At 63.6% G+C, this 16762-nt stretch carries 15 protein-coding genes; 5 read left to right on the plus strand and 10 right to left on the minus strand.

Features of this window, described 5'->3' with window-relative positions; genetic code table 11:
- Positions 1-408 precede the first annotated feature (408 nt).
- A complete protein-coding gene (gene pnp / locus ACWGS8_RS23835) occupies positions 409-2556 on the plus strand; it encodes a polyribonucleotide nucleotidyltransferase (protein WP_454583210.1) in 2148 nt (715 codons plus the stop codon).
- Positions 2557-2680: 124 nt separating this feature from the next.
- Positions 2681-3691: a class I SAM-dependent methyltransferase gene (locus ACWGS8_RS23840; RefSeq protein ID WP_454583211.1), complete on the plus strand. Its 1011-nt coding sequence runs from the start codon at positions 2681-2683 to the stop codon at positions 3689-3691.
- 5 nt (positions 3692-3696) lie between these two features.
- Here ACWGS8_RS23840 and ACWGS8_RS23845 read toward each other — a convergent pair whose 3' ends face one another.
- The 4 genes from ACWGS8_RS23845 to fabA form a co-directional block, all read right to left on the minus strand.
- Complete coding sequence (locus ACWGS8_RS23845) at positions 3697-5241, minus strand: putative bifunctional diguanylate cyclase/phosphodiesterase (RefSeq protein ID WP_454583212.1); 1545 nt, start codon at positions 5239-5241, stop codon at positions 3697-3699.
- Positions 5242-5407: 166 nt separating this feature from the next.
- Positions 5408-6211 carry an enoyl-ACP reductase FabI gene (gene fabI / locus ACWGS8_RS23850; protein ID WP_454583213.1) on the minus strand — a complete coding sequence of 268 codons (804 nt, stop codon included), beginning with the start codon at positions 6209-6211 and terminating at the stop codon, positions 5408-5410.
- A 31-nt stretch (positions 6212-6242) separates the two neighbouring features.
- Complete coding sequence (fabB, locus tag ACWGS8_RS23855; protein ID WP_454583214.1) at positions 6243-7463, minus strand: beta-ketoacyl-ACP synthase I; 1221 nt, start codon at positions 7461-7463, stop codon at positions 6243-6245.
- A 49-nt stretch (positions 7464-7512) separates the two neighbouring features.
- Positions 7513-8028, minus strand: a complete 516-nt coding sequence (fabA, locus tag ACWGS8_RS23860) for a 3-hydroxyacyl-[acyl-carrier-protein] dehydratase FabA (RefSeq protein ID WP_454583215.1) — start codon at positions 8026-8028, stop codon at positions 7513-7515.
- Between the two features lie 242 nt (positions 8029-8270).
- On the opposite strand from fabA, the gene irrA reads away from it, so the two are divergent.
- On the plus strand, positions 8271-8702 hold the full coding sequence (gene irrA, locus ACWGS8_RS23865) for an iron response transcriptional regulator IrrA (RefSeq protein ID WP_454583335.1): 432 nt from the start codon (positions 8271-8273) through the stop codon (positions 8700-8702).
- Positions 8699-9166, plus strand: coding sequence for a DUF4260 domain-containing protein (locus ACWGS8_RS23870; protein WP_454583216.1), 468 nt, complete (start codon positions 8699-8701; stop codon positions 9164-9166). The genes irrA and ACWGS8_RS23870 overlap by 4 nt, the downstream gene beginning before the upstream one ends.
- Here the strand turns inward: ACWGS8_RS23870 and ACWGS8_RS23875 are convergent.
- Positions 9156-9716: an SH3 domain-containing protein gene (locus ACWGS8_RS23875; RefSeq protein ID WP_032932909.1), complete on the minus strand. Its 561-nt coding sequence runs from the start codon at positions 9714-9716 to the stop codon at positions 9156-9158. The genes ACWGS8_RS23870 and ACWGS8_RS23875 overlap by 11 nt on opposite strands.
- Before the next feature lie 148 nt (positions 9717-9864).
- Here ACWGS8_RS23875 and ACWGS8_RS23880 point away from each other — a divergent pair, with 148 nt between their 5' ends.
- Positions 9865-10866 (plus strand): 2-hydroxyacid dehydrogenase, encoded by a 1002-nt coding sequence (locus ACWGS8_RS23880; RefSeq protein ID WP_454583217.1) that lies wholly within the window; start codon positions 9865-9867, stop codon positions 10864-10866.
- A 50-nt stretch (positions 10867-10916) separates the two neighbouring features.
- Here the strand turns inward: ACWGS8_RS23880 and ACWGS8_RS23885 are convergent, their stop codons facing one another.
- The 5 genes from ACWGS8_RS23885 to dnaA form a co-directional block, all read right to left on the minus strand.
- Positions 10917-11393, minus strand: a complete 477-nt coding sequence (locus ACWGS8_RS23885; RefSeq protein ID WP_454583336.1) for a GNAT family N-acetyltransferase — start codon at positions 11391-11393, stop codon at positions 10917-10919.
- A gap of 14 nt (positions 11394-11407) precedes the next feature.
- Positions 11408-12160 carry a molybdopterin-synthase adenylyltransferase MoeB gene (locus tag ACWGS8_RS23890; protein ID WP_454583218.1) on the minus strand — a complete coding sequence of 251 codons (753 nt, stop codon included), beginning with the start codon at positions 12158-12160 and terminating at the stop codon, positions 11408-11410.
- A 31-nt stretch (positions 12161-12191) separates the two neighbouring features.
- On the minus strand, positions 12192-13331 hold the full coding sequence (gene recF / locus ACWGS8_RS23895; protein ID WP_454583219.1) for a DNA replication/repair protein RecF: 1140 nt from the start codon (positions 13329-13331) through the stop codon (positions 12192-12194).
- Between the two features lie 83 nt (positions 13332-13414).
- A complete protein-coding gene (gene dnaN / locus ACWGS8_RS23900) occupies positions 13415-14533 on the minus strand; it encodes a DNA polymerase III subunit beta (RefSeq protein ID WP_010913340.1) in 1119 nt (372 codons plus the stop codon).
- Between the two features lie 305 nt (positions 14534-14838).
- Positions 14839-16311: a chromosomal replication initiator protein DnaA gene (gene dnaA / locus ACWGS8_RS23905; protein WP_454583220.1), complete on the minus strand. Its 1473-nt coding sequence runs from the start codon at positions 16309-16311 to the stop codon at positions 14839-14841.
- Between the last annotated feature and the right edge of the window lie 451 nt (positions 16312-16762).

Raw genomic sequence — 16762 nt, forward strand, 5'->3', positions numbered from 1 at the left:
CGAATTGACCGGCGGGCTCTCTCAAGGAGTCCGCCGGTCGCGCATTCGAGCCCAGGACCAATCCGATCTCGAATGCAGGACTGGAGCGCCGCGCACCCCATCGGGATGCCGGACGGACGCTCCGAAAAGTTGAATTGCGCATGACGCGTTCCGCAAGCCGTGGGTTTCGGGGTCATGCGCAGGCCGGTCGATCGATTGGCCATATCCGGCTTAGAGCGCGCAGAGGGCCATTCTAAGCCACCCATGGACGGTCATGGGGCAGGATTGCAGGACGCTCGTTTGGCCACCGTGCCGATAAACCCGAGCCTCCCGTTGTCTTGCCCGTGGCTGCCCGAGAAAGGAAGCCAGAGGAAAGGGCACCCGCGCACGCTGAAACGGCGCGGCCCTTCCTCATACAAAGGACAAGACATGTTCAATCAGCACAAAGTGGAAATCGAATGGGGCGGTCGCCCGCTCATCCTCGAAACCGGCAAGATCGCCCGTCAGGCTGACGGCGCTGTGCTCGCCACCTACGGCGAGACCAAGGTTCTGGCCACCGTCGTTTCGATGAAGGAGCCCAAGCCCGGCCTCGATTTCTTTCCGCTGACCGTCAACTACCAGGAAAAGACCTATGCCGCCGGCAAGATCCCGGGCGGCTATTTCAAGCGGGAAGGCCGTCCGAGCGAAAAGGAAACGCTGGTTTCGCGCCTCATCGACCGCCCGATCCGTCCGCTCTTCGCCGACGGCTACAAGAACGACACCCAGATCGTCGTCACCGTCGTCCAGCACGATCTCGAAAATGACCCGGACATCCTGTCGATCGTCGCCACCTCGGCCGCTCTGACCCTGTCGGGCGTTCCCTTCATGGGTCCGGTCGGCGGCGCGCGCGTCGGCTACATCAACGGCGAATACGTGCTGAACCCGCACATCGACGAAATGCAGGAATCCAAGCTCGACCTCGTCGTCGCCGGCACCGCCGACGCCGTGCTGATGGTTGAGTCGGAAGCCAAGGAACTTGGCGAAGAGCTGATGCTCGGCGCCGTCATGTTCGGCCACAAGGGCTTCCAGCCGGTCATCGACGCCATCATCAAGCTGGCTGAAGTTGCCGCCAAGGAGCCACGTGACTTCACCGCGCCGGACTATTCCGCGCTCGAAGGCGAGATGCTGAAGATCGTCGGCGACGAGCTCAGCAATGCCTACAAGATCACCGACAAGCAGCAGCGCTATGCCGCCGTCGACGCCGTCAAGGCGAAGGTCAAGGCAGCCTTTGCTCCGGCCGAAGGCGAGGAGCCCAAATACACCTCCGAGCAGATCGGCTCGGTTTTCAAGGAACTCCAGGCCAAGGTCGTGCGCTGGAACATCCTTGACACCGGCTCGCGCATCGACGGCCGCGACCTGAAGACGGTCCGCAGGATCGTTTCGGAAGTCGGCGTCCTGCCGCGCACCCATGGCTCGGCGCTGTTCACCCGCGGCGAGACCCAGGCGCTGGTCGTTGCCACGCTCGGCACCGGCGAAGATGAGCAATATGTCGATTCGCTGACCGGCATGTACAAGGAGAAGTTCCTCCTTCACTACAACTTCCCTCCCTATTCCGTCGGTGAGACCGGCCGCATGGGTTCGCCGGGCCGCCGCGAAATCGGCCACGGCAAGCTCGCCTGGCGCGCCATCCGGCCGATGCTGCCGAGCGCCGACCAGTTCCCCTACACGCTGCGCGTCGTCTCTGAGATCACCGAGTCCAACGGCTCGTCCTCGATGGCCACCGTCTGCGGCACCTCGTTGGCGCTGATGGATGCCGGCGTGCCGCTGGCGAAGCCCGTTGCCGGTATCGCCATGGGCCTGATCAAGGAAGGCGAGCGGTTCGCCGTGCTCTCCGACATCCTGGGCGACGAGGATCACCTCGGCGATATGGACTTCAAGGTCGCCGGCACCGCCAACGGCATCACCTCGCTGCAGATGGACATCAAGATCGAGGGCATCACCGAGGAGATCATGAAGATCGCGCTGGACCAGGCCAAGGATGGCCGCCAGCATATCCTCGGTGAAATGGCGCATGCCCTGACCGGCGCACGCCCTGAACTGGGCGAGTTCGCACCGCGCATCGAGGTCATGCACATCCCGACCGACAAGATCCGCGACGTCATCGGTTCGGGCGGCAAGGTCATCCGCGAGATCGTCGAAAAGACCGGCGCCAAGATCAACATCGAGGACGACGGCACGGTGAAGATCGCTTCCTCGAACGCCAAGGAGATCGAGGCGGCGAAGAAGTGGATCCACACCATCGTCGCCGAGCCGGAAGTCGGCGAGATCTACGAAGGCACCGTCGTCAAGACCGCCGACTTCGGCGCTTTCGTCAACTTCTTCGGTCCGCGTGACGGCCTCGTCCACATCTCGCAGCTCGCCAATGAGCGCGTCGCCAAGACCTCCGACGTCGTCAAGGAAGGCGACAAGGTCTGGGTCAAGTTGATGGGGTTCGACGAGCGCGGCAAGGTGCGCCTGTCCATGAAGGTCGTCGACCAGGCCACCGGCAAGGAAATCGTGCGCGACAAGAAGGCCGAAGGCGAAGAAGACGCCGCCTGAGCGATCTGACAGAAAAATCGAAGCGGGCGCGGCTTATGTCGCGCCCGTTTTTGTTTGGAGCAGTTCCAGGAAAAATGTGAAGCGCTTTCCTTTGGGAATTGCGTAAGACTCTGGGAGCACTTCTATGGCCGCTGAAGCGCTGAAGACGCTTTTCCATCCGTTTGAGGTCGAGGCTCTCTCCTTGCCGCGAAAGGGCGAGCGCGTCCTCTTCCTTGGTGCCGAGCCCGGCCTGCGCTTGCCGTCGGGTTTCGAGGCCACGCTGCACCTCGTACAGGGCTTCCGGCCATATTTCCGCGCTTTGCAGGCGGCGGGCTTTACCGTCACGCCGCAAACCGAGGGTGACGGTTTTGAGGCCGCCCTGGTGCTTGCGGGCCGCCACCGCGGCCAGAACGAACTGCGTATCGCCGAGGCCCTCGAGCGCGTGACGCCGGGCGGACTTGTCGTCATCGCCGGCGGCAAGGACGACGGCATTGCAAGCCTGCGCAAGCGCGTCGACGAGCTCGTGCCGCTCGACGGTCATATGCCGAAATATCATGGCATCGCCTTCTGGCTGCGCCGTCCGGTGGATGTGCAGGCCGCCGCCACACTTCGCGCCGCCAATCCGGCTTTGCTGATCGAGGAGCGGTTCCACACCGCGCCCGGCATGTTCTCTTTCGACCGCGTCGATGCGGGTTCGAAACTGCTGGTCGACAACCTGCCCGGTGACCTTCGCGGCCATGCGGCCGATTTCTGCGCCGGCTGGGGTTATGTCGCGGCTGAGATGGCTGCCCGCTCGTCAGGCCTGTCGGGCCTCGATCTCTATGAGGCCGATTTCGATGCGCTGGAGGCATCCAAGGGCAACCTCGCCAGCACAGTCGCGCAAGGCTTCTTCTGGACGGATCTGCTCGCCGAGCCTGTCGAGCGCCGCTACGACGTCATTGCCATGAACCCGCCCTTCCACCGCAGCCGTGCGGCCGAGCCGGAGATCGGCGCCGGCATGATCCGCGCGGCAGCCAAGGCGTTGAAGGCCGGTGGCAGGCTGTTCATGGTCGCCAACCGTCAGCTTCCCTATGAGCCCGTGCTGTCGGCCGCCTTTGCCAGCCACGCGGAGCTTGCCCGCGACGGCATGTTCAAGGTGTTTTCCGCTCGGCGCTGATTTGCTCAATGCAGGTTGGCGACGCGCCGGACCTCGTCGATGGCGTGCTCGTCGCCAAGCCTGATCTTGAGCGGCGCCGGCCGGCCGAACAGGTAACCCTGCACCACCTCGCAGCCGGCGGCCCGCAACAGCGTCGCCTGGCTCTCGGTCTCGACGCCTTCGGCGATGATGCTGACGCCGAGCGCGCGCGAAAGCCCGACGATGGTCGAGACGACAGCGCCTGAGCTGGAATCGGTATCGATGCGGCTGACGAAGGAACGGTCGATCTTCAGCTTGCCGAACGAGAAGTCGATGAGGTAGCTGAGGTTCGAATAGCCGGTGCCGAAATCGTCGACGGCAACGGAGATGCCCATTTCAGCAAGCTCTTTCAGGATGGCGGCCGCGCGGTCGCGATCCTGCATCATCGCCGTCTCGGTGACTTCCAGCTCAAGCCGCGACGGCTTGATGCCGGTGGCCCGCATCGTGTCGCGCACGATGCCGACGAAGTCCTTGGTCATGAACTGGACCGGCGAGATGTTGACGGCGACGAAACAGTCGTCCGGCAAATGGCGGGCGTCGCTGCAAGCCTTGCGCAGAACCCATTCGCCGATCGGGTTGATCATGCCGGTTTCCTCGGCGATCTGGATGAACTCCATGGGAGGGATCATGCCGCGTTCGGGATGGTTCCAGCGGATGAGCGCCTCGTAGCCGATGATGCGGCCGCTCGGCAGGTCGAGCTGCGGCTGATAGTGGAGGTCGAAGTCTCCGCGCTCGAAGGCGGTGTGCAGTTCGGATTCCACCCATTGGCGATGATCGGCGACGCGCCCCATCTCGCTATCGAACACCGACCAGTTGCCGACCCCGCCGGCGCGCGCATTCTGCAGCGCCAGATTGGAGCGGCGCAGGATAAGGACCGGATCGACGCCATCCTTGGGCATGGCCACGATGCCCACCGACAGGCTCACCGATTGCTGATGGGTGCTCAGTTCATAGGGCTCCATCATTTCGTCGATGAGCCTTTCGACCATGCTTTCCATCGTTCCATGGATCTGATGATCCGCAAGCAGCACCGCGAACTCGCCGGCGCCGATGCGCCCGATCAGGGCGCGCGCGGGCACGCAGGCCTGCAGCCGCCTGGTGAAGGCGCGGATCAACTCGTCGCCCTGCGTATAGCCGATCGCGTCGTTGATCTGCTTGAACCGGTCGATGTCGATGTCGATCAGGAACACCGGTTCTCCGGTCCGGCTTGTCGCGCATGCCGCCTCGGCGATCTTGCCGACCATCGCTGGGCGTGCCAGCAGTCCCGTCAGCTTGTCGAAATGAGTTTCGTTGAAGACGAAATCCGCCGATTCATCGACGCCGGCGAAGAACGACATGGCCGCCACCGACGCCGCCAGCGCGCAAAGTGCGGCCATGATCGCGACCATCATGTCTATCGATATGCCGGCAAACCCGTCGCCGAGGCCGTGCTTCAGCCCCCAGATGCCAAGGACAAAACTGCCAATGCCCGAACTTGCTATGGTGAGCAGTCGGAACACCGGTGTTCGCTTCGGGTTGCTGATGGCAGTCATTCAAAGGTCCCCGGATCGCGGGACTCCATAGCGGAAATCCTCTTAAAATGAGTTTCCGCGAATGTATCCAATTTTACTGGAGAAGATTATTTTCTTTACTGGAAAAGGGCCATTTCTCCGAAAACGGTTACCCAAAGCGTGTCGCTTTGATCCGTCTCAGGGCCAGTTAGCCATCCGTCTGCTTCAACTCGTCGAGCGTCGGCATCGAGACGATGTGATAGCCGGAATCGACATAGTGGATTTCGCCAGTGACGCCCGAGGCAAGGTCGGACAGCAAATAAAGCGCCGAGCCGCCGACCTCGTCGATGGTCACGGTGCGGCGCAACGGCGAGTTGCGCTGCTGGTAGGAGAACATGTGACGGGCGTCCGAAATGCCGGCGCCGGCGAGCGTGCGCACCGGGCCCGCCGAGATGCCATTCACCCGGATGCCGCGCGGACCGTAGTCGTTGGCAAGGTAGCGCACGCTCGCCTCGAGGCCGGCCTTGGCGACGCCCATGACATTGTAGTTCGGCATGACGCGGACCGAACCGGCATAGGTCAGCGTGATCATCGAGCCGCCTTCCGTCATCAGTGCCGCGGCGTTGCGGGCCACTTCGGTGAAGGAATAGCAGGAGATCACCATGGTGCGGACGAAATTGTCCCGGCTCGTGTCGGCGTAGAGGCCCTTCAACTCATTCTTGTCGGAAAAGCCGATGGCGTGGACGACGAAATCCAGTCCGCCCCATTCCTTGCCGAGCGTCTCGAACGTGGCGGCGACCGAAGCGCTGTCCTCGACATCGCAGGGAACGACCAGCGCGGCGCCGAGCCTGTCAGCGAGCGGCTTGACCCGGCGGCCGAAGGCGTCGCCCTGATAGGTGAAGGCGAGCTCCGCCCCATGTTCGGACAATTTCTTGGCGATGCCCCAGGCGATCGAATGATCGTTGGCGACACCCATGACAAGCCCGCGCTTGCCCTTCATCAATCCGTCCATGGCAGGCAATCCCCCTAGAAAACCGCTGGCCTTATGCGGAATAGCGCTGGAAAACGAGCGTTGCGTTGGTGCCACCGAAACCGAAAGAATTTGACAGGACGGTGTCGATCTTGGCGTCGTCGATGCGCTTGCGCACGATCGGCATGCCCTCGAATTCGGGGTCGAGGGTCTCGATATGGGCGCTTTCGCCGATGAAGCCGCCTTGCATCATCAGGATGGAATAGATCGACTCCTGCACGCCGGCCGCGCCCAGCGAATGGCCGGTCAGCGATTTCGTGGAGGTGATGAACGGCATCTTGTCGCCGAACACCTCGCGGATAGCGCCCATTTCCTTGGAATCCCCGACCGGCGTCGAGGTGCCGTGGGTGTTGATGTAGTCGACCGGCGTGGAAACCGTCGCCAGCGCCTGGCGCATGCAGCGGACCGCGCCTTCGCCGGACGGGGCCACCATGTCGTAGCCGTCCGAGGTCGCGCCGTAGCCGACGATCTCGGCGTAGATCTTGGCGCCGCGCGCCTTGGCATGCTCGAGCTCCTCCAGCACCAGCACGCCGGCGCCACCGGCGATGACGAAGCCGTCGCGATTGACGTCATAGGCGCGGGAAGCAGCCGAGGCCCTGTCGTTGAACTTCGACGACATGGCGCCCATGGCGTCGAACAGGTCCGACATCGTCCAGTCGAGATCCTCGTGGCCGCCGGCAAAGACCATGTCCTGCTTACCCCATTGGATCAGCTCATAGCCATTGCCGATGCAATGCGCCGAGGTCGAGCAGGCCGATGAGATCGAATAGTTGACGCCGTGGATCTTGAACCAGGTGGCCAGCGTTGCCGACGCGGTCGACGACATCGCCTTCGGCACCGCGAAGGGGCCGATGCGCTTGGGGCTGCCGTTCTTCAGCGTGGTTTCGGCCGCCTCGACGATGGTGCGGGTGGAGGGGCCGCCCGAGCCCATGACGATGCCGGTGCGCTCACTGGTGATGTCGCTTTCGCCGAGGCCCGCATCGGCGATCGCCTGGTCCATGGCGACATGGTTCCAGGCAGCACCTTGGCTCAGGAAGCGCATCGCGCGGCGGTCGATCATGGCGGAGGGGTCGAGTGTCGGTGCGCCCCAGACCTGGCAGCGGAAGCCGTGCTCGGCAAAGGAATCGGAAAAGCTGATGCCGGACCTGGCATCATGCAGCGAGGTCTGCACCTCGTTGGCATTGTTGCCGATCGACGACACGATGCCGAGGCCTGTGACTACGACACGTCTCATTCGCAACTCCTTCCAGGGATGCTGGCCAGTGGGTCGGCCAAGGGTGCGGTCAAGCGACCGCCGACTGCTTGGACAGACCGACCTTCAGGTCCGTCGCCGCATATATGGGCTCGCCATCCGCCTTCATCCAGCCATCGGCGATGCCCAGCACCAACCGGCCGCGCATGACGCGCTTGAAATCCACGCCATACTCGACCTTCTTGACCGATGGCGTGACCATGCCCTTGAACTTGACCTCACCGGTCGACAGTGCCATTCCCTTGCCGGGTTCGCCGAGCCAGCCAAGGTAGAAGCCGGTCAACTGCCACAAGGCGTCCAGACCGAGGCATCCTGGCATGATCGGATTGCCGATGAAATGGCAGGCAAAGAACCACAGGTCCGGCTTGATGTCGAACTCCGCACGGATGAAGCCCTTGTCGAAGGCGCCGCCGGTCTCGCTGATCTCGGTGATACGGTCGAACATCAGCATCGGCGGATAGGGCAGCTGGGCATTGCTTTCTCCGAACAGCTCGCCGCGGGCACAGGCCAGCAATTCTTCGTAGTCGTAGCTGGATTTACCCGCCATCAATCTCGTCCCCATATCGTCCGGGCGGTAGCGCGCCCTTGTCGTTGGTGTCCTAACACAATCTGTTTCAGGCCGGAAACCGGCGCTTGCGCTTAACCCGCCAGTCTGCCCGGGTCAATGCGCGCTATTGATCGCATTCGGACGACAGAATATATGTCAACAGGGGTCCGGTTTCGGCAGACATTCATTTTTTTGCCATTCTGGGCGTGTCTTGAAGCGGGACTGTTGGCTTGGAAGACCAGATGGACCGGGGCTGCCGGAAGGAAAATGTCGCTGTGGACAAGCGGGTACGTGAAGCCGGCTTGAGGCCGACGCGGCAGCGCATTGCGCTGGCCGACCTGCTTTTCGCCAAGGGCGATCGCCATCTCTCGGCCGAGGAACTGCACGAGGAGGCGCTGGCCGCCGGCGTGCCTGTGTCGCTGGCCACGGTCTACAACGCTCTCCACCAGTTCACCCAGGCGGGGCTGCTGCGCATCCTCGCCGTCGAGGGTGCCAAGACCTATTTCGACACCAACACCTCCGACCACCATCATTTCTATATCGAAGGCGAAAATCGGATTTTCGACATCGCCAACGGTCCGGTGGCGGTTACCAACCTGCCGGATCCGCCCGAGGGCATGGAAATCGCCAATGTCGATATCGTGGTGAGGCTGCGCCCCAAGCGCCACGAATGACCGGCGAGGCCAAGACAATCGGCCCGGCCGGGAATGATCTCTCAGGCCAGAGTAATCTGTCCGGCCAGAATAATCTGTCCGGGATGAAGCCCCTCGACGTGACAATCCGGCTTGAATGGGCTGTCGTGGCCGCCGTTGCGATCGTCTTCTACGCTTGGTCAGGCGTTTCCTGGTGGCTCTTTGGATTGCTCATCCTGGCACCGGACCTGTCAATGTTCGGCTATCTCGGCGGGCCGCGCATCGGTGCCATCGCCTACAACGCCTTGCACATCCTCATCGTACCGGTGCTGCTGCTGCTCGTCGGATACCTGTCCGGTCATGCGGTCGCGATCGCGGTCGCACTGATCTGGATCGCCCATATCGCCATCGACCGTGCGCTGGGCTACGGCCTGAAACTGTCAACCGGTTTTCAGGACACCCATCTTGGCCGTATCGGACGCAAGCGGGACGACCTCAGTCCTTGACCCGCTCGCCGGGATAGGCGCCCCAGACCGCGGCCTGGGCGAGCCAGCCGGTGTGGCCTTCAAGCGTCATTTCGCACCACTGGCCGTCGCAGGACTTGATCGTGCCCATGACGCCGGGCTCGACGATCGCCACCACTCGGGCATCCTTGTCGGGACTTTTCATAAGGTTGATCTGGGCGCCCTTGCCGCGTTGCCACGGCGCGATGATCGCCGTGCGCCGGCCCGACAGCAGCGACTGGTTGATCCAGCCCTCGGAGCCATCGGCGTCGCGCACGCGGCGCCACGTGTCGAATTCCTGGACGACCTCCATCGGCAGGCCGGCCTTAAGATACATCCAGTCGACCGAGTAGTTGGCGCCGGGGCCGACGCGCGAATTGACGCGGCCGGACTTCAGGCTGACGAATCGCGGCAGCGGCAGGCCGCTCGGCCCGAGCGTGACGGCGCTCTGGGCGGGCGCGGCCGCGCTCTGCGCCGCGGCAAGCGGGGAATAGAGGAGAGCGCCGAGAAATGCCGCGCTGAGGGCCAGGCGAAGCGACGCGAAACCAGACACTTTCGTTCCTTTCGGCGCCGGCCCGGTGGCCTTGGCACCCCTTTTTCTTTGTCTTCGGCGGCACCGCTTGTTACATGGGTAAATCGGCTACCGCGACCGGCTTTCAGTTTCGCCGGTCTTGGTTAAAGAGGTCTCAACGAGGGAAACAATGGTAGGCAAAAAGAAGCCTCTCGTGGTCATCACGCGAAAGCTGCCCGACCCGGTCGAGACCCGCATGCGCGAGCTGTTCGACGCCAGGCTGAATGTCGAGGACAGGCCGATGACGCAGCCGGAGCTGGTCGCCGCGGTCAAGGAAGCCGACGTGCTGGTGCCGACGGTGACTGACCAGATCGACGCGGCGCTGATCGCCCAGGCCGGCGACAACCTCAAGCTGATCGCCAATTTCGGCAACGGCGTCGACAAGATCGACGTGGCCGCGGCCGCCAAAAGGGGCATCACCGTCACCAACACGCCCAATGTGCTGACGGAAGATACCGCCGACATGACCATGGCGCTGATGCTGGCGGTGCCGCGCCGGCTCGCGGAGGGCGCCAATGTGCTCACCGGCGACAAGAAATGGGCCGGTTGGTCGCCGACCTGGATGCTTGGCCGCCGCATCTGGGGCAAGCGGCTCGGCATTGTCGGCATGGGCCGCATCGGCACGGCCGTCGCGCGGCGGGCCAAGGCTTTCGGCCTTTCCATCCACTATCACAACCGCCATCGCGTTTTGACGGCGGTCGAGGACGGGCTGGAGGCGACCTATTGGGAGAGCCTCGACCAGATGCTGGCCCGCATGGACATCATCTCCATCAATTGTCCGTCGACACCCGCGACCTTCCATCTTCTGTCGGCGCGGCGCTTGGCGCTGCTGCAGCCCACGGCCTATGTCGTCAACACCGCGCGTGGCGACATCATAGACGAGGAAGCGCTGGTCAAGCTGATCCAGGACGGCAAGATCGCCGGCGCCGGCCTTGACGTCTACGAGCACGAGCCGGCGCTCAATGCCAAGCTGCTCAAGCTCGCCGCCCGGCACAAGGTCGTGCTTTTGCCGCATATGGGCTCGGCCACACTCGAGGGCCGCATCGACATGGGCGAGAAGGTCATCATCAACATCCGCGCCTTCGTCGACGGTCACCGCCCGCCGGATCGCGTGCTGCCGCTCAGAACCTGACTGTATCGCGGCGGCGCGCTCCCTGTCGGTTCTCGAATGCAAGCCAAGGCTTACGAAAGAGCCTTGCGCATGGTGATCGAGGTCGGCCTGGCGTAGCCCTCATGCGCCGTCCGGCTGGTTTCGTGAAAGCCGAGGCGGGCAAAGGCGGCGTGGTTTCCGGTGAGCTCGATGCGCGTCTGCAGCTCCAGCGCCGCCTTGCCTCGGTCGAGCGCGAGACATTCGACCGCCCGCATCAGCTGCCGGCCAATGCCTCGCCCCTGGCTGTCCGGGGCGACGGCGAGCTTGCCGACGTAAAAGTCGCCAGCCCTTTCCTGGGCAAAGACGCAGCCGACGATCCTGTCGTCATCGAGAGCCACGAAACCGGTCTCGCGCAAGGCCTTGTCGCGCAGCGTGTCGACGGTGAGCAGGTGAGCCGAGGACGGTGGGTCGATGACGCCATCCATGAAGGCGAAGGCATGCATGATCAAGGCGAGCACCTCGTCCCAGCGGTCGAAATCGGCCGGAATGCGGTCGATTGTAAGGGGTATGGTCCGCTCCAAGGTCAGCGCCTGCCGTAGCGGATCGTTTCGAAGCGTGCGGCGAGCGCATCGTAGAGCAGCAGCCGGCCGACCAGCGGCTCGCCAATGGCGGTGATCAGCTTGATCGCCTCCATCGCCTGCAGCGTGCCGACGACGCCGGTCAGCGCGCCAAGCACCCCGGCCTCGGCGCAGGACGGCACAAGGCCCGGCGGTGGGGCTTCGGGAAAGAGATCGCGATACCCAGGGTTCGGCTTGCCATCCTTGCCGACCTCGAAAGGCTTCAGCACCGTCACCGAACCGTCGAAGCGGCCGACGGCGGCATGTACCAGGGGTTTACGCGCGCTCGCACAGGCGTCGGCGACCGTATAACGGGTCTCGAAATTATCGGAACCGTCGACCACGATGTCATAGCGGGCGACGAGGTCAGGGGCGTTGTCCGCGCTCAGCCGGAACGTGTGCGTCTCGACCGCGGTGTTGGGATTGATGCGGGCGATTGCCGCCCTGGCGCTATCGGTTTTCAGCTTGCCGACCGTATCGGTGTCGTGGATGACCTGGCGCTGCAAATTGGACAGCGACACGGTGTCGTCGTCGACAACGCCGAGCGTGCCGACGCCGGCCGCCGCGAGGTATTCGAGCACCGGCGCGCCCAGCCCGCCGGCGCCGATCACCAGGACGCGCGCCTGCTTGAGCTTCTGTTGGCCCGCACCGCCGACCTCCGGCAGCACGATGTGGCGGGCATAGCGTTCGATCTCGTCGGCGGTGAGCGCAGTGGTCATATCAGGACAATACAGCGGCCGAAAAACCTTGTCAGGCGTCTTCGGTTGGCCCAACCGTGCCATGGTCGACGGTCAGGAACTGCGCGCGCCCCCTGAGGCTGGAAAACAGCGCGGCATCGGTCCCCGTCATGAAGGCCTGGCAGTTCAACTCCTCGAGGATCGAGAACAAAGCTGCCCGCCGCCCGCCGTCGAGATGGGCGGCGATCTCGTCCAGCAGCAGGATCGGCGTCATACCGGACATCTCGCCGGTCAGCCGCGCGTGCGAGAGCACGATGCCGACCAGCAAGGCTTTCTGCTCGCCGGTCGAACAAAGCTCGGCCGGCATCGCCTTGGGCCGATGCCGCACCAGGAGATCGGAACGGTGTGGGCCTTCGAGCGTTCGCCCCGCGGCGCGATCGCGATCACGGCCACCGGCAAGCGCGCGGCGGAACCGCTCCTCGACATCGACCGCCGGCGCTCTGGAGACCTCGGCTTCCAGATCGCCCGAAAGGCTGATGTCGGCCTGCGGGAACGGCCCCGTGTCGGGCAGCCTGTCGATCATGGCGGCGAGCAGGCGCACCAGTTCGGCGCGCGCCGCCGCAATGGCGACGCCGGTTTCGGCCATCTGCGTCTCGATCGCCTCGAACCAGCGATCATCCCGGGATCCATCCGTAAGCAAGCGGTTACGGCCACGCATCGCCTTTTCGTAATCGAGGGCACGCTGGCCGTGGCCGGGATCGATCGCCAGCACCAGCCGGTCGAGAAAGCGCCGGCGATCCGCGGCCGGTCCGGTGAACAGCGCATCCATGGCCGGCGTCAGCCAAACCACGCGCAGCCATTCCAGCATGTCTTCGGCCGATCGGGCGGTCGCGCCGTTGATGCGAACCCGCCTGCCGCCTTCGCCCTCACCAACCGAAATGCCCGTGCCGATCTCGACCTGGCCGTCGGGCCCGTCGAGCCGGGCATGCAGCGCAAAGCCGCCATCACCGCCTTCGCGTGCGACATCGGCGTAAGGGGCACGGCGCAGGCCACGCCCGGGCGTCAGAAAGGAAATCGCCTCGAGGAGGTTGGTTTTGCCGGCGCCATTGTCGCCGGAAAACACGACGGCGCCCGGGGCGAGATCGATCGCCAGCGCCGCATAGTTGCGGAAATTAGTAAGTATAAGCTTACTTATATGAGTCTGTGCCGGCAACCGCTATCCGCCCGTAGAAGTGCCGCAACCATTGTTCTTGCCGCCGGTCCTGCCGCAGAGCCGGACCGATGATGCAGCGCCGGCTACACCCGCATCGGCATCAGCACGTAAAGCGCGGTCTCGTCGGCCATGTCGTGGATCAGCGTCGGCGAACCGGCGTCGGCCAGCATGAACTTGGCTTCCGTGCCGGTGAGCTGGGCGGCGACATCGAGCAGATATTTGGCGTTGAAGCCGATCTCGATCGGGTCGGACGAGTAATCGGCCGCCAGTTCCTCGGTGGCGCTGCCGGAATCCGGGTTGTTGACCGCAAGCGTCACCTGGCCTTCGCTGATCGAAAGCTTCACCGCGCGGCCACGTTCGGAGGAAATAGTCGAGACGCGATCGACCGCTGCGGCAAAGCTCTGGCGGTCGAGGATCAGCTTCTTGTCGTTGCCGGTCGGAATGACCCGCTGATAATCGGGGAAGGTGCCGTCGATCAGCTTCGAGGTCAGGACCACGCTGCCGATGGTGAAGCGGATCTTGGTATCGGACAGTTCGGTGGTCACGGCGACATCCGGATCGTCGACCAGCTTCTGCAGCTCGCTCACCGTCTTGCGCGGAATGATGATGCCCGGCATGCCTTCGGAACCCGCCGGCGCGTCGATTTCGGCGCGCGCCAGGCGGTGGCCGTCGGTTGCCACCGAGCGCAGCTTCAGCTTGCCGCCGACTTCATGCGTGTGCAGGTAGATGCCGTTGAGATAATAGCGCGTCTCCTCGGTGGAAATGGCGAACTGCGTCTTCTCGATCAGACCCTTCAGGGCAACCGAGTCGAGCCGGAAGATATGCGAGAAGGATCCGGCCGAAAGTTCGGGGAAATCGGATTGCGGCAGGCACTGCAGGCGGAAGCTCGAGCGGCCCGACGTCACCGTCATGGCATTGCCGTCCTCGTCCGTCTTCAGCATCACCTCGGCGCCGTCCGATAGCTTGCGCACGATGTCGTAGAGCAGATGCGCGGGAACCGTCGTCGCTCCGCCACGCTCCACCTTGGCGGGCGTTGCTTCCGTCACCTCCAGGTCGAGATCGGTGGCCTTCATTTCCAGGCTGGCGCCTTCGGCACTGAGCAGCACATTGGACAGGATCGGTATCGTGTTGCGCCGTTCGACCACACGGTGGACGTGGTTGAGCGACTTCAGGAGATTTGACCGTTCCAGGATAACACGCATGACGAAACAGGCTCGCTTGAAAGGATGAGCGGGTCTCCGGCTGGCGTCGCCCCGCGAAAGGTCTGAACAGGCTCAGAATCTGCGTAAACTGACAGGAAAAAGCCAGCAAACGCAAGCCCGCGACACCGGTTCGGGCCGGCTGCGCGGGCTTTCTGGGGATAAACGCCGCCAAGACCGTCAGCCGGTGTGCTGAATCCGGAATCCGGATCGTCGCCAGCCGATTCCGCGAGCCTATTTCGGGCTCACTGCCGGGCAGGCAAGCCGTTGAATTCTAGCGCAGTTCCGGCTTGCCTGTCCTGGGTCGGTCAGGCCTGGTCGTTGATCAGCCGCCGCAACAGCTCGAGTTCCTGGGCCAGCGTGTTGTCGTTGCCGGAAAGGTCCTCGATCTTGCGCACGGCGTGCAGAACCGTGGTGTGGTCACGGCCGCCGAAGCGCCGTCCGATTTCGGGCAGGGAGCGCGGTGTCATCACCTTCGACAGGTACATGGCGACCTGCCGCGGCTTGACGATGGTGCGCGTGCGCCGGTTGGACAGCAATTCGGTCTTTGACACATTGTAGTGGCGCGCCACGATGCGCTGGATATCCTCGATCCGGACCCGCTTCGGCTCGCCGGTGCGATAGATGTGGCCGAGGATCTCGTCGATACGATCGATGGTGATCTGCGGCTCGAACGACTGCCGGAACAGCAGCTGATTGAAAGCGCCCTCCAGTTCGCGTCCGCTGCCGGTCACGGTGCGGGCGACGTGATTGAGGATCTCGTCGGAAATGCCGAGCGATGCGTCGTCGATCCTGGCCGTGGCCAGGCGCAGTTTGAGCATGCCGAGGCGCATGGCGAAATCGGGAGCCGACATTTCAAGCGCGACGCCGCCATTGAGGCGCGAGCGGACACGCGGCTCGAGCGATTCCAGCTCCGACGGCGGCCGGTCGGCGGCGACAACGACCTGCTTGGCGCTGTCGAGCAGCATGTTGATCAAATGGCAGAATTCATGCTGGATCGATTTGCCCTGCAGGAACTGCATGTCGTCGATGATCAGAAGGTCGATGTCGCGCAGCTGCTCCTTGAGCGTCAGCGCGTTGTTGTCGCGGATCGCCGTGGCGAAGCGCCACATGAAATATTCCGCGGTGAGATAGACGACGCGGGACTTCGGGTTCTGCTTTAGCGATTCCGCCGCGATGGCCTGCAAGAGGTGGGTCTTGCCGAGCCCGACGGTCGCGTGCAGGAAAAGCGGATTGAAGCGCACGGCGCTCGACTGCGATTCCGCCACGGCCTTGGCGGCGGCGAAGGCCACCCGGTTCGACGGCCCCTCGATGAAGGAGCCGAACGTGTAGCGCGGATCAAGCGGTGACCCCAGCACATTGTGGCGGAACTCGCTCTCGACCGCCGCACCCGGGCGCGGCACGGGAGGCCGTTCCACCCTGCCGGGGCTCACGGTCCCGGCGGCCAGTGCCGTCTGCGTCTGGCGTGTCATCTTGCGCGCCGGCGCCAACTCCGGTTCGGCATGGCTGCGCCCCTGACGGGTGGCCGTGCGCACCACGATCTCGATCTTGAGGAGGTCGGCATCCTCCTGCTTCCACAGTTCGGAGATGAGGTCGAGATAGTGGCCATTGATCCACGAGCGCAGGAACGCGGTGGGGACCGAGATGCGGACAATGCCCTTGGACGCTTCCGCGACCTTCATGCGGCCGAACCAGCTCGAATAGACTTCAGCTCCCAGACGCGCCTTCAACTGGGTCTTGACCCGGTCGAACTTCTGTTCCGCGTCGCTGGAGACCGCCATCTCGTTTGCTCCGATCAAAGTTCCAGGAAATGGGAGGTCGCCCGTAAGCTCCCTTTCGATGCCGCTCTGCATGATCGAGTTCCTTGCCTTTCTGTACCTGTTTTTTCGCTGGGGATGCGCCTCCTGCATCCTTGTTTCCAGCGACTTTGTCTTCGCTACGATGCCCTTTGCCGCCGCAGGCAAAGAACGTCGCCACTATCCGGAGGGAACCGGTGCCGGCCCATGGAAGCCAGTCCGCGTTGGGTATTTCAGGGCAATACAACGTCGTCCGGCGAAAAACGCCGGCGCGCTGTCAACCTGCCATGTCTCGTTACGCCAGTCCCCTACCGTATCGAAAAAGAGCAAACCAAAGCCGTTCGCGGACTTGATCCGCGTCGCAAATCCCGCCAATTTAAGCTGGCTGCGTCAGGCTGGGTTGAGGGCCAGAGGCCCGCCCCTTTCGATGGATCGA

The sequence above is a fragment of the Mesorhizobium sp. 43Arga genome (assembly GCF_053714255.1).